The following is an 11,842-nucleotide window of genomic DNA, read 5'->3' as shown; positions in this document are numbered from 1 at the left end:
TATGATTCTACATGTAATCAAATCCAACATTTATTCCGGTGCGGAAAATGTTGTCTGTCAAATAATCAAAGGACTTTCGGACAAGGAGGAGTTCATTTATATGGCTCCTCACGGTCCTATTGAGGACAAGCTCAAATCTATCGGTTTGTACGATTGCTACTACGGCATTGAAAAACTGGATGCCACATCTATAAAGTCAGCAGTCGATAAATTTCATCCTACAGTGGTTCACGCCCATGATTTCACCGCCAGTGTTCTTTGCGGTCTTGCACTAAAAGGCAGTGTTCCAATTGTTTCCCACTTACACAACAATCCACCATGGATAAAACAGCTTAATACCAAATCCCTTTCTTATCTTTTTGCCTGCAGATATTTTAACCATATCCTTATGGTTTCAGATGCTGTAAAAGATGAGTACAGATACACTTCAAAGATTAAGTGTCCTATCAGTATTGTAGGGAATCCATTCTCTGTTGACGGTGTTGTTTCTCAGGTAGATAAGGACGCTGATGCTTCTGCCCTTTCAAGCGACATTCTTTTTGTAGGTCGTCTTGTGGAACAGAAGGATCCTCTTCGTTTTGCAGAGATTGCAAAGGAGCTTATTAATTCTGGCGACGTTAACACCGCCAGAGTTATCGGTGATGGAGAACTTTTTGATTCATTAGCTAACTTCGTGTCAGAGAATCAGCTTGAAGGAAAGCTTATTCTCGAGGGATTTAAAAAGAATTCCTACGATTACATGGCTAACACTAAAATTCAGATTATGCCTTCAAAGTGGGAAGGCTTCGGGCTGGTAGCTTTGGAGGCAATGTCTTTAGGCCGTCCAGTTCTTGGCACTCAAAACGGAGGTCTGGTGAATATAATTGATAGTACTTGCGGAAGTGTTTGCGCTTCTACTTCAGATTATGTGGATGCCGCCAGAGAATTATTATCTAATCATCAGCTTTACGACAGCAAATCTGAAGGTGCTAAAGCCCGAGCATTAGAATATAATAACATCAGCGAATACTGTGATAAACTTTACAAAATATACGAGGACGTCAGATGACAAAACAAGAATATAAAAGAATTCTCAGATGTGATTATTTAAGATATTCAAAGGATACTTCCCTGGTGGGTCGTATCAAAACATATATGATGAAGCCTGGTTATTGCTGGTGCCATTGGTACAGAAAGTTCTGTTATCTAAACAGCAAACCTTATCTAAAGCCATTGGCTTTTTTGACTAGGCTTCACTTCCATAACATATCCGTGAAATTTGGAATAGACATTCCAAGCCATATTGTGCCTATAGGTGAAGGCTTTTACATTGACCATTTCTCATGCATAGTCGTTCACACCGATGCCATCATCGGAAAGAATGTGACTATCCGTCAGGGCTGCGTTATTGGAACAAACGGACGTGGTGTTCCTGTAATTGAAGATGGGGTAGACATTGGGTCTGGCTGCGCCATCATCGGGCCAATAACTGTGGGAGCCGGAGCAATCATTGGAGCGCATTCAGTAGTTACTCATGATGTACCAGCTGGCGCAACAGTTGCTGGCAACCCAGCTCATATTCTACATATCGATTAATTATCTGACAACATTACAAAATCTTGTATGTTTACAGAAATCTTTTTGTATGGTATTATGATAGTAGCTATAAGTATCGATATCTATGTCCCGACTTAGACAAAGGATTGTCGAAGGTTATATTATCAAGGAAGAAAGGAGGGACGTCTCATGGCACGCATAGATGCAGCGTACAACTATTTCATGACCACCTATGGTAGCAACATAGGCTCTCGTTATGAATCCCATAAGAAAAGTGAGTTACGCGACACCTACAACAAAATAGTGAAGGCCAACAAGGACGCTCCTCTGTACAAAATAAAGGATATGGAGGACACTGGGCAATTTGCAATTGACATCAAAGAGCATGCCAATTCTATGTCTATGTCCTGCTCTAAGCTTTCTTCCGCTGGGGACAGCATAGAAGATCTCCTTAAAAAGAAAATCGCTTCATCTTCAGATTCAGAATCAGTAGAAGCCGTATTCGTTGGCGATGATTCTGTTAATGCAGATGATTTCACAATAGACGTTCATTCACTTGCTCAGCCACAGATTAACATGGGCAACTTCCTTCCTGCAGAAGGACATAACTTCGAGGAAGGCCAATATGCCTTTGATTTAGATATTCGTAATCATTCTTATGAATTCCAGTACAACGTTAACGCTGGCGAGACTAATCAGACTGTACAGCAAAAAATCATCCGCTTGATTAACAGCTCTGATGTTGGTTTGAACGCATCCCTTATTACTGGAAGCAATGGCGATAATGCTATTCAGATTACTTCGAAAGCTACAGGCTTACCAGAAGGTAGTACTACTTTGTTTAACATCACTTCTGATACTTCTTGGAATGAGCTAAATACACTGGGTATCGACAAGACTATTCAGGATCCAGTAAATTCCAGCTTCACCTTAAATGGTAATGAACATTCATCTATGTCCAATACCTTCACCGTTAACAAAGCTTACGAAGTTGCCCTTAAAGCTCCTACTCCTGAAACTGTTAAAGTAGGTCTTATGAAGGATACCGAGGCTCTGACAGATGGTGTGAGCCAGTTGCTGACCAGCTACAACGGAATGATTAACATTGGACTTAAGTACAATGGTGTTCATCAGAATCGCACCCTTTTAAATGAAATTTCTTCTATAGCAAAGGGTATGCAAAGCAGCCTTGAATACGCTGGTATCCATATCGACGAAATGGGACATCTCATTCTCAATGAATCCCAGCTGTCAAAAATAATAAACAGCGATGATAGATACGAAGCTTTCACGGTTCTTAATGAATTAAAAGCAGCCATCAGCAGGGCTGCCTCAAAGGCTTCCATTAATCCGATGGCTTACGTAGATAAAGCTATAGTAGAATATAAGAATCCTGGCAAATCACTAACCGCACCTTATGCTACCAGTGCTTACTCAGGAATGTTAATGAATTATGGTCTCTAGAATTTCTTTAATGCGCTGCTCGTAAGAGCAGTGCATTTTTATGTGCTCATATCCCGTTCGGGCAATTTGCTCTCTTTCAGTATCATGGCGCAGGTAATAATCCACCTTCTCATACAAGTCCTTTTGATTGTAATACCAAACGAGATGCTTCTCATTCTCGAAGAACATAGGTAGTTCAGCCTGAAAATTTGAGATACAGAATCCACCTGCTCCTAAAATATCGTAAACACGAAGTGGTACTCCACTTTTGATGTTTGGGATTGTCATATTTAAATTGATTTTGGAGCCTCGGAATACCTTTGGCATTTCCTCCCAGTAATCTACACTGCCCCTGTAATTAACCTTGATTAAATCCTTTATATTTGAATTGGTGTAGATACTCACATCATGGTGTTTTGACAACTCTATCAATATGCTTCTGCGCTGCTTTTCTGCTATCTTAAATCCAAGGGTTGTTACTGAGAAAATCAAATTCAAATCAGACAGAGAATCCTCTGATTTTTCCAGCTCAAAATACTGCTGCAACTCCATAAGAATTTCAGGAGTAAGCATCCTGTCGATGATATTGATTCCCTGTAAGTCCTTCTGGGCTTCCATGGTAGCTTCAAAATATCCACGGAGATACTCAGGTAACGTAAACTCCATCTTGTCATAGGAATTTTTCTCATAGAGAGAGCCCACGAAGCTTATCTCATTTTTGTATAAATCCAAATCTGTAGAATTCTCAAAAAGATAATCCAACCTTTCTGTATCAACGGCTAACGGTAGATGATAGACATGGTCTGCTCCCATCCCCTTAAACTCTTCTACATTGGTCAGATCAAACAAAAAGATTCTATTTACATCATTAAATACAGATTTATGGTACATGGAAATCAGAGGGTTATCGCAACTCCAGCAAACGTACAAGAGTCCCATCTCCTGACAGACATTGGAGATAAGCGGAAAGTAATTCACCGTGAAGAAAAACTCATATACGTCTTTACAAATTATTTCTCTGAGCTTTCCTGCAAACTCTTCATCCACATCATAATTGAGGAGGTCCTGATAGACCTCCTCCACTTCATAGCCTAACTTTATGAAGGTGTATTTTATATCTTTATAATTGTAGGCTTTCCAGCGGTACATTAATATTTTCATACTATACCCCACCAGTTACACTAACAAGCATAATATTTCCCCGCTCAACTAACATGTTTCGCTAAGGAAACATTATAGCTTGTTAGCTACTGGTTCATCTAAATATGCAGTGTTTCTACTCCATATGTATTCTTAATGGCCATGATAAGTTCCTGATACGTAGCAACTGCCTCATCCACCTGCCCCGCCGCATCCAATTCTGCTATCTGGCGAAGGATGGCATCTTCCAGATCGTACATTTCCTGGAATTTTGCTGGGTCTTTTGCTTTAAGATTATCCAGCATCTGCTTTCGGCCATACATATCTGCCAACTGACTTACAGCTGGGTTCATCATAGGGCGTCTTCCAATCATGTCCTTTATATATGACAGTGCTTTTGGTACCTCCTTGCTTTCACACTCAATGAAATCATTTATATCGCATCCCAGCTTGGTTTCCTGAGCCAGGGTAAAGGAAGGATTCTCAGATGGGAATAAGGAATCATGTGCTCGCTGCCATTTTACTACCGCCTGAGCGTAGGCTCCTAAAACATCCAGCAGTTGCTTGTAACTGTCCCAGCTGTCTACATTTGCAATCTGCCTTTCAAGGATACGTACATCCATGAAAAGGTTCATTTCCTTCTCACCATCAGTAGTTTTGAAGGCGTTCCTTATATTCAACAGACCTTCCTCATCAAATTCTTTCACTATGTCATCAATAATCTTTTCAAGGAGATTTCTGAAGCCCTCACTAGTGAAGAACTTGTTCAAAACATCCCTGATTTCTTTTTTATAGCCAACCTTTGCTGCCTCAGCAACAAGGGTCGTAACAAAACCTCTATTAAGTCTTACCACCTTTGAATCCCAAGTTATTCTTCTGTAATAGTGCACTAGAGGTCCATAGTCGTTCTTTCTAAGACCGCAGGTCATGGCGTAGCAGTACATGAGGTTCATGTTGGTTTCATTGAAAGTATCACTGGAGAATATTCCGCCCTGGATGAACATTAATCCTCGGTCATTACCAACCTTCTCATATACATCAAAATAGAATTTAATCTCCTCTTCGCACTTATCATTCTCGTCTCTTACGAAGTAGACCTTTGCCGCATAGAATGCCAACTTCGCCATTGGAAGTGGGAAAATCAAATCCTTCTCCTTCACTTCCTTGTAAAAATCCAGGATTTCATCCAGCATCTCAAGTCGAGCCATGGCAATAACAACACCACAGGCAAAGCTACCACGATATTTATATTTTATATCTTCCTTTGTTTCACCTGTCTTTCTGAAGGTAGCCATACAAAGGTCCAAAAGCTCCTGATTGTATTTGATTGCCTTATACTCCTGAGCCAGCTGATATGGCCAACGTAGCTCGTCAGGCTCCTCTTCCATCATTTCTTTAAGCAGCGGGATATTTCTGAGGGAATGCTTAACATTATCTTCCTCAGACTCATAAACGTATCCGAAGTGTCCTGCTCTGGCATCCATGAACATAGTATTTCCAGCGCCAGGATATATGTACTCGTGGATTTTTCCCTTGAAGCATACATCAGGATCCACACGGCACATTCTCATGACCTCTACGTCCTCATATTCCTTGGCTTCAAAGTCCAGATAATTTCTCTGGAAGTAGCCCCCCACGTTGTAGTTTGTGCATTTTGGGTCTTTGAAAAACTCCACAATATAAGTGGTATCAAGAAACCACTCGTCATCATCTATATATAAAAACATTTTTCCATTGGCCTGATCCAGCTGGAAATTCCTAGCTGCAGCAAAATCATTTACCCATGAAAATTCAAAAACCTCATCGGCATATTTTTCGATAATCTTTCTGGTCTCCTTAGAGCAGCCAGTATCGATAACCTGGAGCTCTGAATCGATTGCCTTACGAATAGGCATCAAAGATTTAAGGCAGCGCTCTGTTGTATCTGGCCTGCCACAGCATAAAAGTGAAATTGTAAGAAGTTTTGTCTTAGGTTTGTTATTCATTTTTTTCTCCGCCCCATAATCACCAAAAGGCTCGTCATGTGACGAGCCTTACTTTTTTATTATTAGTATGTTCCGATTACTAGTGGTCTGTACATTTCCTCTCCTTCTTCAAGTGGTCCTGCACTGCTTAAGCAGGAATCAATCAACCGATTGATTTCATTGCTAACGATGCGCTTCTCTCCGGGAGCGTCTACCAATCCTCTAAAGTCGTAAATATCAATACTTCTAATTTCTACTATTCTGTTTTCTATCTCACTAATAATGTCGCAAATCTTGTGATCAATTCTAACTTTTCTGTCCATTACTAAAACTGTATCACTAAGGTTTTCACTTATATCGTAAACCATGTTGCAGTAGTTTTCAAATTTTTCTACGATGTCCGAGTAATCCATGCCCATTGATTCTAAGTACTCACCAAGTACTAATGCTTTCTGCTGGCAGGCGATGAGGACTTTTAAGTCTTCTGCATCATTTCCTGTACCACCCTGTGCGAATCTTGTGTTCGCTGTGTAAAGCTCCAAAACCATTGTTAACATCTTGTTTCTTGTAAAGTATGCCATAAGCCTTACCTCTTTCTATCTATGAATCCATCTATGATGGAGATGTTTTCTTCGTTAAATATTTATTAAATTGTCCTTCTTAGTAATTTCCCCACCTCGATGAGGTGGGGAGTGAGATTATGGTATTTTGTAAACAGGTGTTACTGTAGGAGATTCATAACACCCTGTGTTGCCTGATTAGCCTGAGCCAGCATTGACTGTCCTGCCTGCTGTAAGATATTGTTCTTGCTGTACTCAACCATTGTATCAGCCATGTCTGTATCACGGATACGAGACTCTGCAGCTTCTGTGTTCTCAACTACGTTGTCGAGGTTTCTAATTGAGTGCTCTAATCTGTTCTGGATTGCACCAAGTTCTGCACGCTGTGCTGATACTCTCTGAATTGCATCGGCGATTGCGTCGATTGCGTATGTTGCAGCCTTACCTGTTGCGTCTGATACGTTGATACCGTTAATACCGATTGACTTAGCGTTCATAGCTTCGATAGTAACGTTAATCTTATTTGTCATGGCTGCGTCTGCACCTACGTGAAGGTTAAGTGTAAGTGCGTTCTGGATATTTACATAACCCTTGTTAAGTGTGAAGCTGATTGATGTAACTGTTGTCTGTCCAGTCTCACCACCGATAGTCTTCTTTGTCTCTGTGATTTCCCACATATCAGTACCAGTATTACTTGCTGCCTTATCTGCCTTTGCTGCTCCGTCTGTAGCACCTACTGAAGAAGCTGCCTTAAGCTCTGTGAGAACCATCTGGTAAGCTGTTGTTGCCTTTACAAGAGTAACGTTTGCATCATCAATACCTGTTGTTGGGTTGTATGATGTAGAGAATCTCTGTACTTCATTACCGTTGTATTTAATAACTGAACCCTTAGTAATGAGCTTGTTGAGGTATCCGTTTGTTACCTTTGCGTTAGCTACATCAGATCCGATTTCATCAGGATTAATTGTATATGTCTTTCCATCGATTGAAATTGTATCGCCCTGATCAAGCTTCCAGATACCTGGGTCATCCTCTGTTGTACCACCACTTAACTTATCCTCAAGGTGAAGTGCTCTTGCTGCCTCAGCGTTTGTTGAAGCACCGATTGTGTACTGAACACCACCGATTCTATATCTTTCACCAGCTTCAAGAGATTCCATTGTGAATGTAGCTCTTGTTGTATTCTGGATAAGAGTTCCATCAAGACCAGCGTCATGAGCTGCGATGTACATTCTCTTTAATCCGATATCGCCCTTAAGAAGGAATGTCTCGTTGAACTTTGTTGTAGAAGCGATACGATCGATTTCCTGTGTAAGCTGGTCAATTTCGTTCTGGATATCATCACGATCTGATTCTGAGTTTGTACCGTTGGCTGCCTGTACTGCCAGCTCGTTCATTCTCTGAAGCATGTCATGAACTTCTGTGAGGGCACCTTCAGCTGTCTGTACTGAAGAAACACCGTCTGAAGCGTTTGTAGATGCCTGGGTCAAACCACGAATCTGTTTTCTCATCTTCTCAGAAATTGAAAGACCTGCTGCATCATCTGCTGCTCGGTTAATCTTATAACCACTTGAAAGCTTTTCAGTACTCTTTGACTGAGAGTCTGTTGTAATGTTCAATGTTCTTGAAGCATTAGCTGCCTGCATGTTATGTTGTACTACCATAATAATTCCTCCATGAGATTCTGCTAAATCCTTTTAGCATTTAAATCCGTTTTTCTGATAGCCCAACATCCGTGTCCGGCCCTGGTTATTTAATTTGTTTTCTAATAAGATTCGAATTCGATTTTGTAAGGGTTTTGCTGTTTGTAATTGTTCCTTACACCTTATTTATCGATACCAATGCACAAAACTTTACCCCTTTTTAGAAAAAACTTTAAATTGTCTAATAATTCCCACCATATCAACTATGTAATAAAAAAGCCGCAAACCCTTGAAAATAAAGGATTTGCGGTCTTCGTAAATACGTTAAAAAAAGTAACAAAAATTCCTGTAAATTTTTATTAAAAACACCTCAAGGGGAAGGCTATTTCTTTTTATCCATAAATGCCGGGTCATCTACCTTATTATGAGCCATCATGTTCTTATAATATGATGAAACTACATCGCCAGATTTCTTTACTTCACGAACTTCTTTTTTGATGTTTGAGAAACGGGTCTTGGCATATTCTTTGTTCTTATATTCTGTAGCCTCCACATCTGCAGTAAGTTCTGTAATCTTTCTTATTAAATCCTGCATAAGACGAATCTCATCTGCATAAGTAGCTCTATCTTCATCTAAGATAGCCTTCACACGATTGAAAAGCTGCTCGAAGCCATCATCTAACATAACAATCCTGTCGATAAGCTCCGACTTCATATTCATATTCTTCTCCAAATCATCAGGTGATGTATTTGGGTCCTGCAAAATCGCAGCCTGCTCCTTATTTCTTATAAGAAGTACCTCCAAGATATCCACCTTCTTCTCCAGAGACTCCCGTAGCATCACTACATAATCCATATTTTCCATAAGCCCCTCCAATAAAATATGGCTCCCCGTAGTACGAGGAGCCACGTTACGTTTACGTGTTATCCAGCCTGCTGCCCATCCAACTTCTTTCCGTTGGCCGTGAGCTTCATAACATCCTTCCAGGTGTCGCGCATGGTGCGCAGGTGCTTCAGCACCTCCCTTAAGGTTTCTGGATCCTTATCTATCATAGCATGTCTTAAACAGCTCCTAAGATAAGAATACACAGCATGGAAATCCTTTGCAACAGGATATTTATCATCAAGGGTAATCTCAAACTCCTCGATAATCCTGTCTGTCTTGCGGATATTGTTGTGTGCCTTCTCAATATCCTTATTTTCACATGCAACAATAGCTATATTACAAAACTTTATTGCGCCTTCATACAGCATCAATGTCAGCTCTGCGGGACTAGCTGTCAATATCCTGTTTTTTGCGTAAGCATCATACCCATTCATTGGTGTCATATAAACCGCCTCCTCGTAAATCCTTTTTGCTGTCTATACTTACTAGTCTCATCATCCACCAAGCATTGATGTAATTGAAGATGAACTGTTCTGCAACTTAGCCAGTGCCGACTCCATTGCTGCAAACTTCTTATAGTAAGCGTCTTCCATATCTGTTACTCTGTCAGCCCAAGTCTTAATAAGCTTTGAGTAATTAGAATACTCTGAAGCCATTTCCTTGTCGTTGTAAACCGTATATACGGATTTAACAGATGTGGACTTCATCTTAGCATCCAAATCATTGTACAAGCCTGTTGTAAGCTGCTTTAAAAACTCGATAACAGACTCAGGATCCTCTGACAAAGCAGCTCTAAGCTTGTCCTGCTTTCCAGAAGTCTTTGAATCCTCCGAATCACCATCGATATGGTAAGCATAGCCCTCATTCTTTTCTGCATTCAGGCTACCAAGAGTGTGGATTCCCAAAGTACCACTTAATGACCATGTCTTTCCATTGATTTCATAGGTCTTCATCATGGCCATCGTCATGGTAGAGATGATACCACTCAAACTTGTATCTCTACGAAGCAAGGAATCTTTTATCTTCTGCTCCCACTTTTCGATTTCGCTTTCGGACATCTCATTCTTCTCATCATCTGTAAGAGGCTCGTAGTCCTTGGCAGAATCGGCATTGTAGAGCTTCTGCATTTCGTTCATCAAGCTGTTGTACTGACTAAGGAAATCCTTAATCTTGTCATATAAAGCATCTGTATCGTTAGATACAGTTATTGAAAGCACCTCATCCTCTCCAGTCTCTCCTAATGCCTCTACTGTCAGTCCATTTACAGTAATGGAATTAGTGCTGCTGGTGTAGGTAACATCGTTTAATACAATTTCAGCATCCTGACCATCGATTTTCTTTCCTGTGTTGACCTTTGTTAAATCAATCTCACCTGATTCCATCTTGCTGGCCAGATCGATTCTGTACATAACATCCTCTGCCAACTGCAGGTTGTCGCTCTGTGACCAGAAATTACTGTAGCTGCTGTCTGTATCACTGTTCTTGCTACCAAAGGTATTCTGAATATAAGTAGCCCATTTTGCATTGGTAGGATCCTCAAGAACAGTATCTACTTCAGCCTGTGCAGCATTAATAGCGGCAAGCTTTGCTGCTTTTTCTGCATCCGTTTCCTCTGGCATAGCCTTAGCCTTTGCCAGAATCACATATTTATCTCTAACAGCATTGATTGATTTAACCAACTCGCTCTTTATAGCAGTTTTTGCATCATCATTAAACTCAGCATTATCATAAATTTCTTTACCATAAGCTGTAATCTGCTCATCTGTGAGAGTAGACCAGTCAACGTTCTTGTCATCGAGATATTTAGCTACATCTCTAACTGCTGGCTCAAAATTCAAATCACTTTCGGCCTGAGTCTTTTCCTCATCTGTAGCAGTATCACTGTTAATAATATCCTTATAGGTTTTAGCAAGCTTAATCCACTCTGCAAAACCACTTGCTGTAGCTACTCCAGCACCGTACTGCTTCTTTACAAGATTAGCTCCCTCAGTGGAGGTTCCAATGGAATTAAGCTCTGAATCTGTTAGAAGTCCCAGCTTTGAAAGCGCATCCAAGCCCTTTGCGTTTGTAGCCTGAAGTGAAAACTCACCAGCCTGACCCGAACTCTTTCCACTTACAAAGATTCTATGATTCTTCGCATCAAAATTCGCCTGTACACCAGCATCATTCAGCTTAGATATAAACGAACTTATAGTCATTGAGCTTTCTATATCAATCTTTGTTGTACCGCCAGAATTAGTTCTTACCTGAATACTTGCTTTTTCATTTTCTCCAGTCTTAATTCCAAGAGACGCAAGAGTACTATCAGCCGCAATACTACTATCCAGCTGACCGCCTGTAATATACGCTGTAGTTGCCAGTTTTTTAATCTGCAGCTTCTGAGTACCATTGATAGCCTCACCACCTGCGGAAACCTTAGCTTTATTTGAATTGCTAACACTGGCTTTCTTGGTTACATAGCTGGAGCCATAGCGCATGTTACCAACAGATGTATATAAGCTATACACCTTGGTATTCAGGTCCTTCCAGGCATCCTGTTTCCACGAGAGCTTGGTCTGGGCCTTTTCGTATTTTTCCTTCTTAAAACTGTAGGCAGACACAAGAGCCCCTACAATGGACTCAGTATCAAGACCCGAAGTTAGTCCCGAAATTCTAATAGGCATAAAAATC

The 11,842-nt window shown here is 40.6% G+C and carries 10 protein-coding genes; 3 read left to right on the top strand and 7 right to left on the bottom strand.

Annotation, left to right across the window (positions count from 1 at the left end):
* Position 1: 1 nt before the first annotated feature.
* From BMZ41_RS06090 to BMZ41_RS06080, 3 genes are all read left to right on the top strand, one after another.
* Positions 2-1,048 carry a glycosyltransferase gene (locus BMZ41_RS06090; protein WP_090527698.1) on the top strand — a complete coding sequence of 349 codons (1,047 nt, stop codon included), beginning with the start codon at positions 2-4 and terminating at the stop codon, positions 1,046-1,048.
* A complete protein-coding gene (locus BMZ41_RS15915) occupies positions 1,045-1,575 on the top strand; it encodes a serine O-acetyltransferase (RefSeq protein ID WP_090527695.1) in 531 nt (176 codons plus the stop codon). The genes BMZ41_RS06090 and BMZ41_RS15915 overlap by 4 nt, the downstream gene beginning before the upstream one ends.
* A 150-nt stretch (positions 1,576-1,725) precedes the next feature.
* Positions 1,726-3,000 carry a hypothetical protein gene (locus BMZ41_RS06080; RefSeq protein WP_090171223.1) on the top strand — a complete coding sequence of 425 codons (1,275 nt, stop codon included), beginning with the start codon at positions 1,726-1,728 and terminating at the stop codon, positions 2,998-3,000.
* Here the strand turns inward: BMZ41_RS06080 and BMZ41_RS06075 are convergent.
* The 7 genes from BMZ41_RS06075 to fliD all read right to left on the bottom strand — a co-directional run bounded on the left by BMZ41_RS06075 (position 2,980) and on the right by fliD (position 11,835).
* Positions 2,980-4,140, bottom strand: coding sequence for a CgeB family protein (locus tag BMZ41_RS06075; RefSeq protein WP_090527691.1), 1,161 nt, complete (start codon positions 4,138-4,140; stop codon positions 2,980-2,982). The genes BMZ41_RS06080 and BMZ41_RS06075 overlap by 21 nt on opposite strands.
* Positions 4,141-4,238: 98 nt before the next feature.
* Positions 4,239-6,104 carry a glycosyltransferase gene (locus BMZ41_RS06070; protein WP_090527688.1) on the bottom strand — a complete coding sequence of 622 codons (1,866 nt, stop codon included), beginning with the start codon at positions 6,102-6,104 and terminating at the stop codon, positions 4,239-4,241.
* A 62-nt stretch (positions 6,105-6,166) separates the two neighbouring features.
* Positions 6,167-6,664, bottom strand: coding sequence for a hypothetical protein (locus tag BMZ41_RS06065; RefSeq protein WP_090527685.1), 498 nt, complete (start codon positions 6,662-6,664; stop codon positions 6,167-6,169).
* Positions 6,665-6,804: 140 nt separating this feature from the next.
* The gene (locus BMZ41_RS06060) at positions 6,805-8,307 is read right to left on the bottom strand and encodes a flagellin N-terminal helical domain-containing protein (protein ID WP_090527681.1); all 1,503 of its coding nucleotides are present in this window, start codon (positions 8,305-8,307) and stop codon (positions 6,805-6,807) included.
* A 361-nt stretch (positions 8,308-8,668) separates the two neighbouring features.
* On the bottom strand, positions 8,669-9,151 hold the full coding sequence (locus BMZ41_RS06055; RefSeq protein ID WP_090527678.1) for a hypothetical protein: 483 nt from the start codon (positions 9,149-9,151) through the stop codon (positions 8,669-8,671).
* Between the two features lie 59 nt (positions 9,152-9,210).
* Complete coding sequence (gene fliS, locus BMZ41_RS06050) at positions 9,211-9,615, bottom strand: flagellar export chaperone FliS (protein ID WP_090171205.1); 405 nt, start codon at positions 9,613-9,615, stop codon at positions 9,211-9,213.
* Positions 9,616-9,666: 51 nt separating this feature from the next.
* Complete coding sequence (gene fliD, locus BMZ41_RS06045) at positions 9,667-11,835, bottom strand: flagellar filament capping protein FliD (protein ID WP_090527674.1); 2,169 nt, start codon at positions 11,833-11,835, stop codon at positions 9,667-9,669.
* Positions 11,836-11,842 lie beyond the last annotated feature (7 nt).

Origin of the sequence: Pseudobutyrivibrio sp. UC1225 (genome assembly GCF_900115215.1) — a bacterium.
In the GTDB taxonomy this organism is placed as follows: domain Bacteria; phylum Bacillota; class Clostridia; order Lachnospirales; family Lachnospiraceae; genus Pseudobutyrivibrio.
This window is presented reverse-complemented; position numbering and strand designations above follow the sequence as displayed.

What these genes read in the sequence shown, in the direction of transcription:
- fliS (WP_090171205.1), bottom strand. Translation starts at nt 9,615, where the DNA reads ATGACACCAATGAATGGGTATGATGCTTACGCAAAAAACAGGATATTG.
- BMZ41_RS06055 (WP_090527678.1), bottom strand. Translation starts at nt 9,151, where the DNA reads ATGGAAAATATGGATTATGTAGTGATGCTACGGGAGTCTCTGGAGAAG.
- BMZ41_RS06075 (WP_090527691.1), bottom strand. Translation starts at nt 4,140, where the DNA reads ATGAAAATATTAATGTACCGCTGGAAAGCCTACAATTATAAAGATATA.
- BMZ41_RS06080 (WP_090171223.1), top strand. Translation starts at nt 1,726, where the DNA reads ATGGCACGCATAGATGCAGCGTACAACTATTTCATGACCACCTATGGT.
- BMZ41_RS06070 (WP_090527688.1), bottom strand. Translation starts at nt 6,104, where the DNA reads ATGAATAACAAACCTAAGACAAAACTTCTTACAATTTCACTTTTATGC.
- BMZ41_RS06090 (WP_090527698.1), top strand. Translation starts at nt 2, where the DNA reads ATGATTCTACATGTAATCAAATCCAACATTTATTCCGGTGCGGAAAAT.
- BMZ41_RS06065 (WP_090527685.1), bottom strand. Translation starts at nt 6,664, where the DNA reads ATGGCATACTTTACAAGAAACAAGATGTTAACAATGGTTTTGGAGCTT.
- fliD (WP_090527674.1), bottom strand. Translation starts at nt 11,835, where the DNA reads ATGCCTATTAGAATTTCGGGACTAACTTCGGGTCTTGATACTGAGTCC.
- BMZ41_RS06060 (WP_090527681.1), bottom strand. Translation starts at nt 8,307, where the DNA reads ATGGTAGTACAACATAACATGCAGGCAGCTAATGCTTCAAGAACATTG.
- BMZ41_RS15915 (WP_090527695.1), top strand. Translation starts at nt 1,045, where the DNA reads ATGACAAAACAAGAATATAAAAGAATTCTCAGATGTGATTATTTAAGA.